At 52.3% G+C, this 16,127-nt stretch carries 20 protein-coding genes; 2 read left to right on the top strand and 18 right to left on the bottom strand.

The features are described 5' to 3' along the window. Positions 1-4 precede the first annotated feature (4 nt). A complete protein-coding gene (flgL, locus tag BQ6873_RS04655; RefSeq protein ID WP_076591607.1) occupies positions 5-1,222 on the top strand; it encodes a flagellar hook-associated protein FlgL in 1,218 nt (405 codons plus the stop codon). A gap of 53 nt (positions 1,223-1,275) precedes the next feature. On the opposite strand, the gene fliR is transcribed toward flgL, so the two are convergent. From fliR to fliF, 13 genes are all read right to left on the bottom strand, one after another. Then, entirely contained in the window at positions 1,276-2,067 is a 792-nt protein-coding gene (gene fliR, locus BQ6873_RS04650) for a flagellar biosynthetic protein FliR (protein WP_076591606.1), read from the bottom strand. 43 nt (positions 2,068-2,110) lie between these two features. Beyond that, a complete protein-coding gene (gene fliQ, locus BQ6873_RS04645; RefSeq protein WP_076591605.1) occupies positions 2,111-2,380 on the bottom strand; it encodes a flagellar biosynthesis protein FliQ in 270 nt (89 codons plus the stop codon). A gap of 7 nt (positions 2,381-2,387) precedes the next feature. Further along, entirely contained in the window at positions 2,388-3,140 is a 753-nt protein-coding gene (gene fliP / locus BQ6873_RS04640; RefSeq protein ID WP_076591604.1) for a flagellar type III secretion system pore protein FliP, read from the bottom strand. After that, complete coding sequence (gene fliO / locus BQ6873_RS04635) at positions 3,130-3,570, bottom strand: flagellar biosynthetic protein FliO (RefSeq protein ID WP_083664387.1); 441 nt, start codon at positions 3,568-3,570, stop codon at positions 3,130-3,132. Before fliO ends, fliP begins: the two co-directional genes overlap by 11 nt. Then, positions 3,567-3,986 (bottom strand): flagellar motor switch protein FliN, encoded by a 420-nt coding sequence (gene fliN, locus BQ6873_RS04630; RefSeq protein WP_012079289.1) that lies wholly within the window; start codon positions 3,984-3,986, stop codon positions 3,567-3,569. Before fliN ends, fliO begins: the two co-directional genes overlap by 4 nt. Beyond that, a complete protein-coding gene (gene fliM / locus BQ6873_RS04625; protein ID WP_076591603.1) occupies positions 3,979-4,977 on the bottom strand; it encodes a flagellar motor switch protein FliM in 999 nt (332 codons plus the stop codon). Before fliM ends, fliN begins: the two co-directional genes overlap by 8 nt. A 4-nt stretch (positions 4,978-4,981) precedes the next feature. Next, on the bottom strand, positions 4,982-5,494 hold the full coding sequence (gene fliL, locus BQ6873_RS04620; protein WP_076591602.1) for a flagellar basal body-associated protein FliL: 513 nt from the start codon (positions 5,492-5,494) through the stop codon (positions 4,982-4,984). Positions 5,495-5,846: 352 nt separating this feature from the next. Next, positions 5,847-7,034: a flagellar hook-length control protein FliK gene (locus BQ6873_RS04615; RefSeq protein WP_076591601.1), complete on the bottom strand. Its 1,188-nt coding sequence runs from the start codon at positions 7,032-7,034 to the stop codon at positions 5,847-5,849. Between the two features lie 23 nt (positions 7,035-7,057). Then, positions 7,058-7,498: a flagellar export protein FliJ gene (gene fliJ / locus BQ6873_RS04610; protein ID WP_076591600.1), complete on the bottom strand. Its 441-nt coding sequence runs from the start codon at positions 7,496-7,498 to the stop codon at positions 7,058-7,060. Between the two features lie 35 nt (positions 7,499-7,533). After that, positions 7,534-8,937 (bottom strand): flagellar protein export ATPase FliI, encoded by a 1,404-nt coding sequence (gene fliI, locus BQ6873_RS04605; RefSeq protein ID WP_076591599.1) that lies wholly within the window; start codon positions 8,935-8,937, stop codon positions 7,534-7,536. After that, positions 8,937-9,638, bottom strand: a complete 702-nt coding sequence (gene fliH / locus BQ6873_RS04600; protein WP_076591598.1) for a flagellar assembly protein FliH — start codon at positions 9,636-9,638, stop codon at positions 8,937-8,939. Before fliH ends, fliI begins: the two co-directional genes overlap by 1 nt. Beyond that, complete coding sequence (gene fliG / locus BQ6873_RS04595) at positions 9,631-10,626, bottom strand: flagellar motor switch protein FliG (RefSeq protein ID WP_076591597.1); 996 nt, start codon at positions 10,624-10,626, stop codon at positions 9,631-9,633. The genes fliH and fliG overlap by 8 nt, the downstream gene beginning before the upstream one ends. Further along, positions 10,619-12,352 carry a flagellar basal-body MS-ring/collar protein FliF gene (gene fliF, locus BQ6873_RS04590; RefSeq protein WP_083664386.1) on the bottom strand — a complete coding sequence of 578 codons (1,734 nt, stop codon included), beginning with the start codon at positions 12,350-12,352 and terminating at the stop codon, positions 10,619-10,621. The genes fliG and fliF overlap by 8 nt, the downstream gene beginning before the upstream one ends. A gap of 266 nt (positions 12,353-12,618) precedes the next feature. On the opposite strand from fliF, the gene fliE reads away from it, so the two are divergent. Further along, complete coding sequence (gene fliE / locus BQ6873_RS04585) at positions 12,619-12,972, top strand: flagellar hook-basal body complex protein FliE (RefSeq protein ID WP_076591596.1); 354 nt, start codon at positions 12,619-12,621, stop codon at positions 12,970-12,972. An 83-nt stretch (positions 12,973-13,055) separates the two neighbouring features. On the opposite strand, the gene BQ6873_RS04580 is transcribed toward fliE, so the two are convergent. Genes BQ6873_RS04580 through fliS form a run of 5 tightly spaced genes read right to left on the bottom strand, consistent with a single transcriptional unit; the run spans position 13,056 to position 16,112 of the window. Then, the gene (locus BQ6873_RS04580; RefSeq protein WP_076591595.1) at positions 13,056-13,814 is read right to left on the bottom strand and encodes a flagellar brake protein; all 759 of its coding nucleotides are present in this window, start codon (positions 13,812-13,814) and stop codon (positions 13,056-13,058) included. Between the two features lie 53 nt (positions 13,815-13,867). After that, on the bottom strand, positions 13,868-14,155 hold the full coding sequence (locus BQ6873_RS04575) for an EscU/YscU/HrcU family type III secretion system export apparatus switch protein (protein ID WP_076591594.1): 288 nt from the start codon (positions 14,153-14,155) through the stop codon (positions 13,868-13,870). Continuing rightward, positions 14,148-15,236 (bottom strand): flagellar hook-length control protein FliK, encoded by a 1,089-nt coding sequence (fliK, locus tag BQ6873_RS04570; RefSeq protein ID WP_231949278.1) that lies wholly within the window; start codon positions 15,234-15,236, stop codon positions 14,148-14,150. The genes BQ6873_RS04575 and fliK overlap by 8 nt, the downstream gene beginning before the upstream one ends. 45 nt (positions 15,237-15,281) lie before the next feature. After that, the gene (locus BQ6873_RS04565; RefSeq protein ID WP_083664385.1) at positions 15,282-15,620 is read right to left on the bottom strand and encodes a flagellar protein FliT; all 339 of its coding nucleotides are present in this window, start codon (positions 15,618-15,620) and stop codon (positions 15,282-15,284) included. Positions 15,621-15,623: 3 nt separating this feature from the next. Further along, positions 15,624-16,112, bottom strand: a complete 489-nt coding sequence (gene fliS, locus BQ6873_RS04560; RefSeq protein ID WP_076591592.1) for a flagellar export chaperone FliS — start codon at positions 16,110-16,112, stop codon at positions 15,624-15,626. Between the last annotated feature and the right edge of the window lie 15 nt (positions 16,113-16,127).

Genomic DNA, 16,127 nt, shown 5'->3' with positions numbered 1-16,127 from the left:
GATCATGCGCATTAGCACGAATACAATTTTTGAAATGGGCTCGGGCAAGATCGGTGACATGCAGGCTGCCATGCTCAAGACGCAGCAGCAGATCTCGACCAACCGTCGTGTTCTGACACCATCCGATGATCCTGTTGCAGCTGCAGCGGCATTGGGCGTGAATCAAGCCATGGCAATGAACGATCAGCTCGCCGTTAATCGTTCAAATGCGAAAAGTGCTTTGTCAGAAGAGGAAAGTGTTCTGCAAAGCATTAACTCCTTATTGCAATCAGTCAAAGATGTAGTTGTTTCTGCAGGTAGTGGTGCATTGACTGATCAAGATCGTCAAACGTACCTTACTCAATTACGTAGTAATTTTGACGAACTGATGGGCTTGGCGAATACACGTGATAGTAACGGCAATTATATTTTTGCTGGCTATCAAACCTCGACCCAACCTTTTACTCAGTCAGCTACAGGCGCTAACTATAATGGCGATCAGGGACAGCGCATGTTGCAGGTTGGTACTGCGCGTCAATTGTCATCGGGCGACTCTGGTTCTGCAGTTTTTGAGGGCGGTGTTACGGGTAATGGACGTTTCGTTACCGCTGCGAGTACAAGCAATACCGGGACCGGTATTGTCAGCACCGGATCGGTTACTGATCTTGCTCAGTTGACTGGTCATAACTATGGCGTCACGTTTGCTGTTGATGCAACAACAGGTGCAACGACTTATCTGGTAACTGAAACACCACCACCTGCCATACCTGCGACACCGCAACCTTATGTGAGCGGCCAGGCAATTACATTCGGCGGCATGCAGTTCGATATCAAGGGTAGTCCGGCTGATGGCGACACGTTTAGCGTGAAACCAAGTACGACTCAAAGTGTTTTTACTACGATCACAGATTTGATCGGAGTACTGTCTACATCTGCGGTTGGCCCCGCTGGGCAGACTAAATTGGCGAATGGTTTGGCGACAGCGAATACCAATATCGAAAATGCGCGTGAGAATATTTCCACCGTGCGCACTACAATTGGCACGCGCTTAAAAGAAATCGACAATCTTGATAGTGCAGGCTCTGACTTAAAAATTCAGTACACGAAGACTTTGAACGACTTGGTAGGTGTAGATCCGGTTGAGGCCTACTCACAATTTACGCAACAGCAATTTACGCTGGAAGCAGCACGTCAAACATTCATGAAAATTGCTGGTCTGTCTTTGTTCAATATGATGAATTGATAAGCAGGCTTGTCTGCGCAATTGCAAAGACAAGCCGACTCTATCTTCACTGCTTAGTTAAGCGGTGTTAGCGCCACAGTAATTCTCCCCATCGCATCAATTCCTTCCTGCAGTAAATTGATAATCGGATTCATCAGATAAGGCAGCACTATGCCTATCATGATGAAGCCGACGCCGATCGTGATCGGGAAGCCGATACCAAAAATATTCAATTGAGGCGCTGCACGCGTCAAGATGCCGAGCGCGATATTCGTAATCAGCAAGGCTGCGACGATAGGCAAGGACAGTTGCACCCCCGCGCTGAAGATACGGCCGCCCCAGTGGACTACTTGCAGCATGCCTCCAGGCGATATAAAGCTGCTGGTAATAGGCAGTAACTCAAAACTCTGTGCCAATGTACTCAGCAAGACCAAATGCAAATTGGTCGCAAGATAAATCATGAGTGTCAGCAAAGCGAGAAATTGACTGATCGCTGATGAGCGCGCACGTGTTTGCGGATCGAAAAAACTGGCGAAGCCCAGGCCCATGGTCATGCCGGTAATTTCACCAGCCATTTCAACACCGGCAAAAGCAATACGCATGGCAAAGCCCATCGCCAGGCCGATGATCAATTGCTGCATCAGTATCAACAATCCGGTTGGCGAGAATGGGTCCATCGCCGGCATGGCTGGCACTGTGGGTGCAATGATGATGGCAAGCATGATGCCCAGCCCGATTTTGACGCGTGCCGGCACACTCACATTACCGAACAGAGGCGCGACCGTAACCAAGCCCATGATCCGCGTGAGCGGCCACAGGAAGGCGGCAATCCAGGTGTTCAGTTCTGCGCTGGTGAGATTGATCATGCCGATCTGCTGGAGGTATAGGCAGAGGTGCTTGCGTGTGACACTAGCTGACGAACAAAGGAATGTTGGTAAACATTTCGCGCATGTAGTCGAGTAGTACTGTCAGCATCCATGGCCCTGCTACGACGAGTGCGACAAAAATGCCGACCAGTTTCGGGATGAAGGAGAGGGTGGTTTCATTAATTTGTGTGGCGGCCTGGAAGATACTGACGACCAGACCGATGCCGAGTGCGACCAGCAACATTGGCGCGGCCACCATCAACGTGACTTCAATTGCGTGACGGCCCATGGTCATGACGGTTTCGGGAGTCATAGCGTCCTCAGTAGAAACTTTGCGCGAGCGAGCCGATCAGCAATTGCCAGCCATCGACTAGAACAAACAGCATCAACTTGAATGGCAACGCCACAATGGCGGGCGATACCATCATCATCCCCATCGACATCAAGACGCTGGCGACCACCATGTCGATAATCAGGAAGGGAATGAAAATCGCAAAGCTGATCTGGAATGCAGTTTTTAATTCGCTGGTCACGAAGGCCGGTACCAATATACGCAATGGAATATCTTCCGGTCCCTGCAAGTCAGGGCCTTTGGATAATTTGACGTACAGTGCCAGATCGGATTCACGTGTTTGCTTGAGCATGAAAGTTTTCAGCGGCGCAACAGCCTTGTCCAAGGCTTCCGTCATTTGAATCTTGTTTTGCGAGAAGGGCTGATATGCGTCGACGTAAATCTTGTCGAGCACCGGGCTCATGACAAACAGAGTCAAGAAAAGAGAGAGGCCGATGATGACTTGATTTGGCGGTGAGCTTTGCGTACCGAGTGCCTGACGCAACAACGACAGCACGATGATGATGCGCGTGAAGCTGGTCATCATCAGTAATGCTGCCGGTAGGAAAGAGAGTCCAGTCAGCAGCAGTAAGGTTTGCAGGCTGAGTGAATAGTTCTGGCCGCCACCGGCTGCCGGTGTGCTGGTGAATGCAGGCAGACCTTGCGCCATCGCGGCGATAGGTAAGGCCAGCAATAGCAGCGGCAAGCCGCGGCGTACTAATGGATAAAATTTATTGGCCATTGCGTTTTTCAATTGTTTGCGCAAGCCAGGTCGAGAAGTTTCTCGAAGGCGGTGCTTCAGTTGCGATCGTGGTTTCTTGCTTAGGCATGGTTGCCAGAGAATTGACGCGACCTGGCGCGACGCCGACGACTATCCATTGGTCTGCTACTTCAACCACGATGACGCGTTCACGACTGCCGACGCTGACGCCACCGATAATCTTGATGTTGGCGTTGTTGACGCCTTTGCCTGCGTTAAGGCGACGCAACAACCATGCTGCGGCTGCCATCAAGCCTAGTACAACGACCAGCCCTAGCGATACCTGCAATAGATTGCCGGCAGTCGACGGAACAGCGGTCTTGGCGGAAGCGGTGGCTGCGTGGACGCTGGCCGTGAGCAAGCTCGAAGCGAGCAGCCCTGATGCGAGTAAGGCAGGACGAATGCAAATCATCTGTTCAGTTTTCGAATACGTTCCGCAGGTGTGATGATGTCGGTCAGGCGAATACCGAATTTGTCATTGACGACGACAACTTCACCTTGTGCGATCAGACAGCCATTGACCAATACATCCATAGGCTCACCAGCTAAACCGTCGAGTTCGACGACCGAGCCTTGTGCCAATTGCAGCAGATTCTTGATGGCGATCTTGGTGCGACCAAGTTCAACCGTCAATTGCACTGGAATATCGAGAATGAAGTCGATATCGTTGTGCGTACCTGTCTTCAAGTCGCCACCGGCGAAATCCTTGAATACGGTAGCCGATGCAGGTTTGGCGTCTATCGCAGCCGCTTCGGTCTGCTCTTGTTCCGCCATCGCTGCACCCCAATCGTCCTCTACTGTGGTTTGCGGTTCGTTTTCATCAGCCATGATCTTCTCCTTGCGTTGAATCGTTTGCGCTATAGATCAGTTTTTCTACGCGCAATGCGTATTGTCCGTTCAGCTTCCCATACGAGCATTCCATCACCGGCACGCTATCAACTTCAGCGGTAATTGTGTCTGGCACGGCGATAGGGATGATGTCGCCTTTTTGCATATTCAAGATATCGCCCAGCGTGACTTTGGCCGAGCCCATATTCGCCAGAATTTCTACTTCTGCGGTCTGGATTTGTTGTGTCATCAAACGTATCCAGCGCTTATCCATTTCCAGCGTTTCACCCTGCATGCTGCTGGTCAGCAGATCGCGGATCGGTTCGATCATCGCGTATGGTGTGCAGAAGTGCATATCGCCGCTGACCGGACCGAGTTCGATCGTGAACGTAGTTGCCACGACGACTTCATTTGGCGTCGCAATATTGGCGAACTGGGTATTCATCTCGGAACGGATGTATTCGAATTCGACCGGATAAACCGGTTCCCACGATTTGGCGTAGGTTTCGAAAATAATACCGAGTATGCGTTGAATGATGCGTTGTTCTGTCTGCGTAAAGTCGCGACCTTCTACACGAGTGTGGAAGCGGCCATCGCCACCGAACAGATTATCGACCAGCAGGAATACCAGATTCGGATCGAGCACGATCAGGCCGGTACCGCGCAGCGGCTTCATGTGGATCAGATTCAGATTGGTTGGCACCACCAGATTGCGGATGAATTCGCTGTACTTGGAGACGCGTACCGGACCGATCGATACTTCCGCACTACGGTGCAGGAAGTTGAACAGACCTATGCGCAACAGACGCGAAAAGCGTTCATTGATAATTTCCAGCGTAGGCATCCGACCACGGACGATACGCTCTTGCGTTGCCAGATTGTAGGGGCGTACGCCCGTCGCATCTTCCGGCTTACCGGTCTCATCCTGATCGCCATTGACGCCCTTGAGCAGGGCATCAACTTCTTCTTGAGAGAGGAAATTATCGGCCATGATCTTATTGAACGACGAATGAGGTAAATAAAACGTTGGTAACGTTCACTGTTTGGCCTTGTGGCGTAAATGGCTGTTTAAAGACAGCAATGATTTCTTCAGAAAGCTTGTTCTTGCCTTCGACGCTCAGAATCTCGGAAGCTTTTTTGCCCGACAACAAAAGCAGCAAGCGGCTGCGTACGTGCGGCATGTAAAGCTTGATCAAATCCAGTTGTGCCTGATTTGGCACTTGTAGCGTGAAGCTGGTTTGCAGGAATTGCTCACCGTTCTCGCCTTGCAAGTTCACCGTGAATGCTTCCATCGGCAAAAATACTGGTGGCTTGCTCAGATCGACGGCATCAGCCGCTTTCGGCGCATGCGACTCCGCTTTGTGACCAAGGAAGTACCATGCACCTGCGCCACCAGCACCCAGTGCGAGCACAAGCACAATCAAAATGATCAATAGGCGGGATTTCGGTTTCCCAGTTGCTGTATCGGCGCTACCTTTTGCGCCTGCCTTTGGTGCTGCTGTTGCCATCTGTTTTCCTCAAGTACGACATGAGTTCTTTTACTTACATGCCATTATTAAAAAAAAACGACACACAGGATGCATTGAAAAGAGAGGGGAACACGACGCATATCGACGTATTCGCGCCATCAAGGCCTGAGGTCGAATCTTCTAGCGGGGTTCCGTTCTGCCATTTGGCAGAGACGAAAGCGATGCTCAAGGCGTATTAAACCATTATTAATTGCAGCAAACATCTGCAGTGTGCGAAAACAATGCGAATTTTAATGAAGGCGGCACATACGTTGCCGTTCAGAGACGTGATCAGGCTGGATGGCAAGTAACAGGATGGCAATTTTCTGTTGCAACTGCCATCCGTCCTTCTTCAGGCAAATGTATCGACGATCCCGGTACCAGCGGTGGAGACGGGGATGTGGCTGACATGCAGTGCCGGATCTACGGCATTGTCGGCTTGATTCGACTGACGCGGACCGCCTTGGCGCTGTTCACTGAAAGCGCCTTGCTGATTAGGCGAACCGGCGCTGACGTTGGATTGACCCAATTGAATACCAGCGTCGTTCAACATCTCGCGCAGACGCGGCATGGCGGCTTCCAGCGCATGGCGGACTTCAGGCTGATGTGCGGTGAAGTTGGCAGTGGCCTGGTTGTTGGAGACATGTAACGTGACTTGCATCGGTCCCAGATCAGGCGGATTCAATGTCAGCGTTGCGCTTTGCTGCACGCCTTGCACCATCCACACTACTTTTTGACCCAAGGCCTGATTCCAGTCCGGCGTGCCGACTTGTGGCGCGAGTTTGTTGGATTGTGGGCCTTGTGCTTCGTTCATCTGCTGCAATGCTGCAGTTGTGAGTGCAGCGACATTTTGCGGATTGGATACGGTGGCTGGTTCGATGGCCTTAGCGGTTTGTACAACGGCAGCGGCTACTTCAAGATCGGTTTTAGTTGCTGCTGGCGCAGGTTTGCCATCGCTGGCTGCATTAGTCGCTTTATCGAGTGCAGAAACGAAATCAGATTTTTTGCCTATTGCATCTTTTTCGCTGGTACTGGCTGCTCCTGTTGTAGCAGCGCCTAGCGTGATGTCGGCGACAGTGTCAGTTGTAAGGCCAGTACCTTTGCCGAGTTTGACTGAGGCATCGGTCTCAGCAGTCGCTGCTGGTGTGACGGCAGTTGCGGTATTGGCTTGTGTCAGGGCTGCGACAAAGGCGAGCAATTCAGCCGAAACGGTGGTTGGCTCGGTATCGGTTTCATCCGTTTTGCCATCGGCTACGGGCGCGGCTTTGTCAGCGTCCGTTGTTTTGGCTGCTTCGGTAGGCGTTGCTGCGGTATTGGCGTCGCTCTTGGTCTTGGTTTTGTCGCCGTTATTGGCACTATCTTTAGGCGCGTTCTTGCTGGCTTCGTTGGCGCTGTTGCCGGAATTGTTGCGACCTGCGATTTCACGCGACAGCATTTGATTGAACGTGCCCGCATCAGAGGTTGAGCTGGCGTCTTGTTTATTGCCGGGAGCTGGTGCCTGCAATACGCTGAGAGGGCTGTTGACTGCTGAGGTGTTCATCGTTGTGCCGCCTTCTTGATCGTTTATCTTTTGTACTGCAAAGCTCTTGCAGCGTGTTCATCTGTCTGTTTTTGGTCGCGTTTATTTTCTTGCAACTGCTTCGCTTTCAAAGCCCGATTGGCTAGCGTGCCGTAGGACATGCGCTTGCGTTCACTGGCTTGCCAGGCTGCTCGTTCGCGATCAACACGAATATGTGCGTCGCGGACCACTAATTGCTGACTGGTGATCGCCTGTTCCAGCTTGTCCAGAAAAAGCTGGTAATTGCGATAACCCATCGCCGTCAAACCGGTGGTCAGGTTTTGCTGAAAACGCGCTGCGTAATCGTCGCGATATTGCTGCAGCAAAGCCAGTTTTTGTTCGGTTTCTTCGGCGGCCTTCATGCATTTCCCAAGACGTTTGGCGGCCTCGTCGGTTTCCTTGGTCGCCAATTCGATCAGTGTGTCTAATGCAGAAGATGTAGCCATTTTTCTTGATTATATTTTTGAGAACGAAGTGCCCATCAGTCGAATAGAGAGGCAAGTTGCCCCAAGCTCTCGTTTATGCCGCAGCGTTCGGTAATATCCTGTTGCAAAAATGACTCCATTCTTGTGTTCAAGGCGATTGCTTCATCCAGCACAGGGTCGGAACCTGCACTATAAGCGCCTACGCTGATCAAGTCACGATTGCGTTGATAGCGTGAAGTGAGCTGTTTCAACTTGCGCGTTTGCTTCTGATGTTCTGGCGTGGTGATGTTGTGCATCGCACGGCTGATCGATTGTTCGATATCGATAGCCGGATAGTGGCCGGCTTCTGCCAAGGAGCGATTCAGCACGATATGACCGTCCAGAATCGCACGTGCTGCATCAGCGATAGGATCTTGTTGATCGTCGCCCTCGGTCAGCACGGTGTAAAAAGCCGTGATCGAGCCGCCACCTTCTTTACCGTTACCGGCACGCTCTACCAAAGCTGGCAGTTTGGCGAAGACCGATGGTGGATAACCTTTGGTCGCAGGTGGCTCACCGATAGCCAGCGCGATTTCACGTTGTGCCATAGCATAGCGGGTGAGCGAATCCATAATCAGTAGTACGTCTTTGCCTTCATCGCGGAAATGTTCGGCGATAGCGGTGGCATAAGCAGCACCTTGCAAGCGCATCAAGGGTGGCGTATCGGCAGGCGCAGCGACGACGACAGAGCGCCCCAGACCTTCGGCACCAAGAATCTGTTCGATGAATTCCTTGACTTCGCGACCCCGTTCGCCGATCAGTCCCACCACGATCACATCAGCGGTAGTGTAGCGCGCCATCATGCCGAGCAAGACGCTCTTACCGACGCCGGAGCCGGCGAACAAGCCCATACGTTGGCCGCGGCCGACGGTCAGCATGCTGTTGATGGCGCGTACGCCGACATCGAGTACATCGGTAATCGGTGCGCGTGATAAAGGGTTGGCCGCACGTACGTTCAGCGGTGCGGCGTGGACGGCATTGAGTGGGCCTAGATTGTCGAGCGGGCGACCTGCGCCGTCCAGTACGCGACCGAGCAGTTCTATCCCAACTGGCAAATGGCGGCCGCGATCGCTAGGGCGACGACGCGGATGCGTGACAGCACCAGGACGCGGCAAGGATTGCACAACTTCAACTGGGAACACGCGTGTGCCGGGCACGATGCCTTCGACATCGCTCTGCGGCATCAGGAACAGGCGGTCGTTTTCAAAACCGACGACTTCCGCTTCGATACGCGCTCCGTTGGCCAGCGGCACTGTACAAGCGCTGCCGACCGCGAGTTTCAAGCCAACCGCTTCCATGACCAAGCCGGCGACACGTGTAATGCGGCCTGATACCTGCATGGGTTCGGCGATATCCAGCAGCATGCGACAGTCGCGCAAATAGGCTTGCCAGCGACCGCTGTTGGGATGGTCAGGACTCATTAGTTCAGCCAGTCGGATTCTTTGCCGAGCGCAGCGGCGATGCGCTGCCAGCGGGTCGACGTGGTGGCGTCAATCTGGTTGGTGACGGTTTCTACGCGGCAGCTGCCTCTATCCATGTGTGGATCTTCGACTACGCGCCAGCTGGCTGTACTCAATTCATCACCCAGATGGGTGGCGACGATCGCCGCATCGTCCGGATGCAGATGGAGTAGGGCCGGCTGCTGCAAAGTCGGTAAGTAATGTATCGCTTCGCGTACCAGTGGGATGATCAGTTCGGGACGTACGTTCAATGCTGTTTTCAGCATAGCCTTGGCCAGATCGAGTGACAGATCCAGCATATCGCTGGCGATCAATTCATTGGCTTGTGCTATTTCGGTACCGAAGGTATCGGCAATCTGCAGCAGGCTGAGTCTTTCTTGCTCGGCCTGTGCACGTCCTTCAGCCAAACCTGCGGCACGACCTTCTTCCATGCCGGCTGCATAGCCTTCGGTATGCGCTTCCGCACGGATGCTGGCGATTTGTTCTTCCATCGCCGCAATGTTGGCCGTGTGCGCTGCCGCTGCTGCATTGGCAGCCGCGATGCTGGCACTATCGATCACAGGTGTGGCAGCAGTGCTTGTGCTGGCCGGTTCTTCGTTGAAAGACGTCATTTCCCAGCGCTGATACGCTGATTGACGTTCTTTTGGAATGACATTAGACATAGGCATCTTCCGCTTTGCCGCCCAGAGTCAGTTGACCTTCGTCGGCCAGACGACGGACGATTTGCAGAATTTCTTTTTGATTTGCTTCGACCTCGGACAGGCGTACAGGGCCTTTCGATTCGAGATCTTCGCGCATCATCTCGCCGGCACGCTGCGACATATTCTTGAAGAATTTTTCGCGCAAATCTGGCGTTGCACCTTTGAGCGCAATGATGAGCGCTTCGGACTGAACTTCACGCAACAGTAATTGAATACCGCGATCTTCGATATCCATGATGTTATCGAAGACGAACATTTCGTCCATGATCTTCTGTGCCATATCGTTGTCGTAGCTTTTCAGATTGGCCATGACTGATATTTCGTTTTCGCCGCTGAAGAAGTTGAGTATCTCTGCCGCTGCGCGTATGCCGCCCATTGGTTTTTTCTTCAGATTTTCGTTACCTGTGAGGAGTTTGGTCAGCACTTCATTGAGTTCGCGCAAGGCGGCTGGTTGTACGCCGTCCAGCGTGGCGATACGCAACACAACATCGTTGCGCAGACGTTCGGTAAAACGTTCCAGTACTTCGCAAGCTTGATCGCGTTCGAGATGGACCAGGATGGTGGCAATGATTTGTGGATGTTCATTGCGAATCAGATCGGCGACCGATTGGCCGTCCATCCATTTCAGACTTTCAATACCGCTGGCGTCACGTGCACCGAGAATCCGGTTGAGCAGGGAAGCAGCTTTGTCGTCGCCCAGTGCCTTGGTCAATACGTCACGGATATAGTCATCGGAATCCAGTCCGAGCGAAGTATTTTTCTCCGTCTCGCCTCTGAATTCACTGAGTACGGCAACCAGTTCTTCGCTCTGGATTGCTTTCATCGTGGACATGGCTGCTCCGAGCTTTTGCACTTCTCTTGGGCCTAGATACTTCATGACTTCGGCCGCTTCATCTGCACCGAGTGCGAGCATCAGAATGGCGCCTTTGTGTATGCCGTTATCAATCATTTCCCACCCACGCTTTAACTATGTTTGCGACGACTTTAGGATCTTTTCTGGCGAGCTCTTTGGCGGCTTCCAGATTTTGTTGATACGTATTCTGCACACCCATCGGTCCAACTTCTGGCTCTTCAAGGTGAATCTTTTGTATTGGCTCGCCGCTCTCATCCATCAACGCCAGTGGCGGTGGTGGATTCAACTTGTTGAGCATAGGCTTCAACATTTTGAAGTAGAGAATCAGGAGTGCAATGCCGATAGCCAGATACTTGGCAGCCTGTAGTGCCATATCGATGACTTCTGGACGTTCCCAGAGTGGCGGTTTGGCAATTTCTTCCTTGTCTACACCGGCAAATGGGCTGTTGACAACGTTGAGCGTGTCACCACGATCCTTGTTGTAGCCCATGGCTTCTTTCACCAGATCGGTGATCTGTGTTTTTTCGATTTCTGTCAAAGGCTGTACGGTAACTTTGCCATCTTTTGCTACAACGCGTTTGTAGTTGACGACGACCGCAACGGACAAGCGTTTAAGACCGCCCATAGGTTGTTGAACGTAGCGGACAGTTTTATCCACTTCGAAATTGGTGGTCGTGTCTTTTTGCGTTGGTGTCGCTGCAGCTGCGGCCGCAGTGGCAGCCGCTGCGCCTGGCGCTCCTGGTGCACCAGCTACTGCTGCAGGTGTGCCTGGCGCAGCAGGTGGCGGCGTTGTATCTAGTGGCGCGGTAGCGGCTGGTGCAGGTTGGTTAGTCAATGCACCTGGAACACCTGTTGCATTGGCACCGCCATTGCTCGATTCGCTTGTTTGCAAACTGCGTACGGTTGCGCTGTTCGCTACTTGGTTCGGCTTGTAAATTTCGGCAGCTTGTTCGCTAGTCGAGAAGTCGACATCGGCAGTTGCTTCAGCACGAATATTGTTTTGGCCAACGATAGGCGTGATGATGGATTCGATGCGCTTGGTAATGCTTTGTTGCAGCTCTTGTACATATTTGAGCTGCGATGGGTCCAGTGTGTTGGCACCGGCCGGTTTGTTGTTTTCGGACAGCAGATTGCCTGACTGATCGACGATGGTGACATTCTTCGGCGACAGCTCGGGAACGCTGCTGGCAACCAGATGCACGATGGCGCTGACTTGTTGCTGATCGAGTGCACGGCCTTGGCGCAGATTCAGCAAGACGGATGCAGTTGGTTTTTGCTGATCGCGTACGAAGACGGATGCCTTAGGTAAAGCGAGATGCACACGTGCAGCCTGCACTGCGCCTACGGATTGAATGGAGCGAGCCAGCTCGCCTTCCAGCGCACGCTGGAAATTCACTTGTTCGAGGAATTGAGAAACGCCGAGTTTTTGATTTTCCATCAACTCGAAGCCGACACCGCCACCTTTAGGCAAACCTTCGGCGGCCAGTTTCAGGCGAATTTCATGCACTTTATCGGCCGGCACCAGAATCGCGCCGCCGCCTTCTGCGAATTTGTACGGCACATTGGCCGCTTGCAGCGAAGCCATGATGGCACCGCCGTCACGGTCGGAGAAGTTGGAGAACAGCACACGATATTCCGGCTTCTGGCTCCAGAGTACCAAGGCAATCATGACCGCAATGACTGCGGCTGCACCCAGCATCAATATGACTTTGCGCCCATTTGGCGACTTCGCCAAATTGAGGAAGTTGCTGGACATATTGGTAGCGCCGTCCGCGGGGACGTTTTGAGGAAGGCCGCCTTCGCCTGCTACGACTACTGCCATGATTGTGCTCCTGCTTGGCTATCGTCAAATGTGAGTGTGTTGTTCATTGCTGTTCTCGCTATCGAAGCTTTTCCGTAGCTTGAATTGTCGGGCTTGCTCGAAATTTCAATCTTTGGAATAGAGCAATGTTTCTATGGCTTATCAGAGCGATTCAAATTAGACAGCGTGATAACTTGTCGAGGTAGTTTGAACACACCTGTGCGAGGCACCCGAGTCACTCAGTTTAGGCAAGTATAGTGCCCGCAAGCAACTAGATGGAGAGAATGATGAAAGTTGGTGGAATTGATTCAAGCGCGATAGACGCTATGGTTAAGCAGCTTAAAGCTGCCGCAGCGCGCGCTCAGCCTGACGTTAATCCCTTGGCTGGGGTGGCGCAGACGGAAAAATCGGCGACGCGTGTCGATTTTTCGCAAGCGCTGAAGGCGTCGCTGGATAACGTCGCCAGTGCACAAAACAGTGCAGACAAGCTGGGGCAGAAATTTTCTACAGGTGATGACAGTGTCAATCTGTCGGACGTGATGATATCGATGCAGAAGGCGAGTATTTCATTTCAGGCAACGGTACAGGTGCGTAACAAGCTGGTATCGTCGTATCAGGAAATCATGAACATGCAGGTGTGACACCGTTGTAGTGCCCATATACATGCCGCCTTGCGCGGCATCGTAACTTCCTCGTTTTACCTTCGATCTACTTCCGCTTTATATCAACCGAGTCCGGTTGCCTTCGCGTTCTGTTCTCTTTCAATCTTGGTAATGTACTTTTGTACGACCGCTAGCGTGCCGTTGGATGGATTGGTGAATTCGCATCCAATCCGATTGATGCTCTTGCCGTTGGTCAGAGTCAATTCCAGCAAATTACGTACTTGCAGAGTGACGGTGATAATGCCGCTGCCGGGCAAATCGATCTTGCAATTCTTGTAGGTGAGGCCTTGAGTCGCATCGAGCAACTTCTTTTCATCGACGATCGATATGCCGCCACCGCTGATATTGTGCAGTGTGGTGACAACCTCGGTAGTGACTCCATCCACTGTGACTGGAATGGTGCACGATACCGGCGTCGTGAGCGGAGTCGGGACGCGATAGAACTCCCGCCGTTGCAGGCGAATGACACTTTCCGGCAAGGGAATAATGAAGGCGGGCAGGTTCTCGTATATGCAGCTTTCGGCTGCGGGCGAGGTGAAAAGAATGCGGATGTTTTCCAACACGGTTTCGAACGATAACTTTTTGCTATCGAGAACGCGCTGATTCATGATGGCCGTTGGGGCACAGTCAAGCAAAACGGTGTTGTTGGCTTCATCAATCTTGAGGATGGATGTCACAATCGTATCCACGCCGTGATTAATGACCATTCTGACGAGCTGATTGCGTTCACCTATGCTGCGCAGCAAAGCGATTACTTCCCGACGGGAATTAACCCGATAAGGGTTCAATGCATCATTATCGTGATCGCTAACAAGTGTCATTATTATTTCTTCAAAACTGGGTGTAATTCATTGGTAGCAAAAATTACAGCTGGCTATGATACATTGCCGCCGCTCTGTTGGGCGGCTTCGACGCGATATAACCACGCCAGAAGTTCAGCTACCGCTCGGTACAGGGCAGGCGGGATGTGATCATCCAGCTCAACTTGCAATAATAGTGCCACCAACTCTTTCGATTCATGAATTGCTACGCCATGTTCTTTGGCGCGCTCGATAATCTGTTCTGCAATGGCGCCTCGCCCTTTGGCGACGACGCGCGGTGCTGAATCGCCACTCTGATAGGCGATTGCAACGGCTTTGGCTGGTGGCGTGGCTTTATCCATCCTGTTTTACCAACAAGGATTCCAGCGTTGAGCCAGCGGCACCCAATGCCTCGGCTAGTGAATCGCCGTGTGTACGTAATGCTGTTGCTGTGTCCGGATTAGCGGTATTGACCTGTACCTGAACGCGATCGCCGATCAGGCGGATGGTCGCCGATACTGAACCCAGCGTAGGCAGGGAAAAGCGTACTGTGCTGTTCCAGACTGGTTCTGTCTCGGCTTGATCTTTGTTTTTTTCTGGCGCGTCTTCCTCAATTTCCCATTCCAGCGGCTGACCAGGAAAAAGCTCGCCTTGCCACATCACGCGGCGTTGTTCCAGTGTGTCGAGCTGCAGGCTGATGAGCTTGACGCTTTCTATTCCGGACAATTCTTGTTGTTTGCCGACGATGGGATCGGCACTGTCCTGCAGAGCAGGATTGCGCGCTTGCGTTGCCTGCAATTTATCCGGTAGACGTTCTGCACCGACCCATTCGCGTATGTTGCTCATCAAACGATTCAAGTCGTTTTTGCCAATTTCTGCGTCTGCCGGTGCTGGCTGCGCAGTTCCTGCTGGTGTATTACTGACGCGTTTGGCTTGTGGCTCACGCAATAAATCGGCTATTGGACGCGCGCCGACGGCCCACTGTGCAACATGCGATTCGTAAAAAAGTCCGCTGAAGGCAATGGCGCTATGCAAGGCGGTAGCGATCTGTTGTGGAGTTGCGCCGGGTGTGGCGACGAGCGGTGTTTTGCCAACGACAGCAGTCGGCATCGCACCTTGTTCAGCCAGTTGCAGCATATTACCGATCAAGCGGCCGGCATTGCTGAGAGATGTTGTAGCACTAGCGTCTGGTTTGCCCAGCAAAAAAGTAGGACGTGGCTGAATCGCCAGCAAGGTGAGATCCAGGATGTCGCCCGGCTTGGTGCCGGGAGGCAGCGCCATATTGGCTGGCGCATTGTCCACTTTAACCAGGAAGGTACCATCTGCCAGACGCGACAAAACTTGCGCCTGGTATTCTTTACCAAGCGTGAGCTGGATGAGCCGGTCTAGTGTTTCCTGTTTGGCTTGTCCCAACGCCGTTGACGGCGTGGTTGCCTCGATCAAGATTACGGGCCGGGTTCCTGTTATGTCGGCCCGTGGCAGCATCTATTATCTCGAGTGATTGGCACCATAGGCGTGACTGAGCTTACGTTCAGTCCCGGTACTATTGATGAGCATCGAAAGCTTGGCCATCCACGGTTCTGTGATGTTGCGGATTTCTTTATCATCAGCCAGAATTTTTTTGATGATCGCAACTTTGCGCTCACGCTCTGCACCTGTTAACGGCACTGGCGGTTCGCCAGCTTTCAGGATACTGACTTGTGCCGCACAACGCTGTTCCAGTGCAGTCAATTCTTCCCAATCGCCAAGGCGTGCAGCTGCCAGCATCTGATCGGTAATCGTTGCAACGTTTTCGTAAAGACAAATGATTTCTTGTTCGTTCATCATCGATCAGGCTTTCATTAAGCGAGGCATGTTAGGTGCGAGAGCATCGTACGAAGACGATTGTATTTGCCCAGCTAACTCTGTTACAGGTGTTGATGTTGCGGAATTTGGTGCAATAGCTTCCCATGCGCTTTTGATGTCATTCAGAAGGGTTTGTACTTCTTGAATGATCTCAGGCTGATTATTCCGGTTTGCCAGTAATAAACGGCTGCTCATGTATTCGTAAAGCGCATCGAGATTGATCGCGATTTCGCCACCGACGGATTTGTCCAGACTGGCACGCAGACCGTTTTCAATAATCATGATTGCCTTGGAAATGGCCTGGCCTTTTCCTGCAATATTCCCTGCCTGCATTTGCTGTAGCGCGTTGTTGAGCGCGATTTGTGCGCCTTCAAACAACATGATGATGAGCTTGTGCGGATTGGCTGCTATCACGCCGGTTTCCATGCCAACTTTGGCATAGGCACTCGCTCCGTTTTGCATTGATCCAAACATCCGTATCTCCTGGAA

Origin of the sequence: Herminiimonas arsenitoxidans (assembly GCF_900130075.1) — a bacterium.
GTDB classification, from domain to species: Bacteria; Pseudomonadota; Gammaproteobacteria; order Burkholderiales; family Burkholderiaceae_D; genus Oxalicibacterium; species Oxalicibacterium arsenitoxidans.
This window is presented reverse-complemented; position numbering and strand designations above follow the sequence as displayed.

Excerpts from the sequence above, each read along its gene's own strand:
- fliM (WP_076591603.1), bottom strand. The coding sequence starts at position 4,977 with ATGGCCGATAATTTCCTCTCTCAAGAAGAAGTTGATGCCCTGCTCAAG.
- fliP (WP_076591604.1), bottom strand. The coding sequence starts at position 3,140 with ATGGCCAATAAATTTTATCCATTAGTACGCCGCGGCTTGCCGCTGCTA.
- fliE (WP_076591596.1), top strand. The coding sequence starts at position 12,619 with ATGAAAGTTGGTGGAATTGATTCAAGCGCGATAGACGCTATGGTTAAG.
- fliF (WP_083664386.1), bottom strand. The coding sequence starts at position 12,352 with ATGGCAGTAGTCGTAGCAGGCGAAGGCGGCCTTCCTCAAAACGTCCCC.
- fliI (WP_076591599.1), bottom strand. The coding sequence starts at position 8,937 with ATGAGTCCTGACCATCCCAACAGCGGTCGCTGGCAAGCCTATTTGCGC.
- fliQ (WP_076591605.1), bottom strand. The coding sequence starts at position 2,380 with ATGACTCCCGAAACCGTCATGACCATGGGCCGTCACGCAATTGAAGTC.
- fliH (WP_076591598.1), bottom strand. The coding sequence starts at position 9,638 with ATGTCTAATGTCATTCCAAAAGAACGTCAATCAGCGTATCAGCGCTGG.
- BQ6873_RS04565 (WP_083664385.1), bottom strand. The coding sequence starts at position 15,620 with ATGATGAACGAACAAGAAATCATTTGTCTTTACGAAAACGTTGCAACG.
- fliJ (WP_076591600.1), bottom strand. The coding sequence starts at position 7,498 with ATGGCTACATCTTCTGCATTAGACACACTGATCGAATTGGCGACCAAG.
- fliS (WP_076591592.1), bottom strand. The coding sequence starts at position 16,112 with ATGTTTGGATCAATGCAAAACGGAGCGAGTGCCTATGCCAAAGTTGGC.
- BQ6873_RS04575 (WP_076591594.1), bottom strand. The coding sequence starts at position 14,155 with ATGGATAAAGCCACGCCACCAGCCAAAGCCGTTGCAATCGCCTATCAG.
- fliN (WP_012079289.1), bottom strand. The coding sequence starts at position 3,986 with ATGGCTGATGAAAACGAACCGCAAACCACAGTAGAGGACGATTGGGGT.
- fliG (WP_076591597.1), bottom strand. The coding sequence starts at position 10,626 with ATGATTGATAACGGCATACACAAAGGCGCCATTCTGATGCTCGCACTC.
- BQ6873_RS04615 (WP_076591601.1), bottom strand. The coding sequence starts at position 7,034 with ATGAACACCTCAGCAGTCAACAGCCCTCTCAGCGTATTGCAGGCACCA.
- fliL (WP_076591602.1), bottom strand. The coding sequence starts at position 5,494 with ATGGCAACAGCAGCACCAAAGGCAGGCGCAAAAGGTAGCGCCGATACA.
- BQ6873_RS04580 (WP_076591595.1), bottom strand. The coding sequence starts at position 13,814 with ATGACACTTGTTAGCGATCACGATAATGATGCATTGAACCCTTATCGG.
- fliO (WP_083664387.1), bottom strand. The coding sequence starts at position 3,570 with ATGATTTGCATTCGTCCTGCCTTACTCGCATCAGGGCTGCTCGCTTCG.
- flgL (WP_076591607.1), top strand. The coding sequence starts at position 5 with ATGCGCATTAGCACGAATACAATTTTTGAAATGGGCTCGGGCAAGATC.
- fliR (WP_076591606.1), bottom strand. The coding sequence starts at position 2,067 with ATGATCAATCTCACCAGCGCAGAACTGAACACCTGGATTGCCGCCTTC.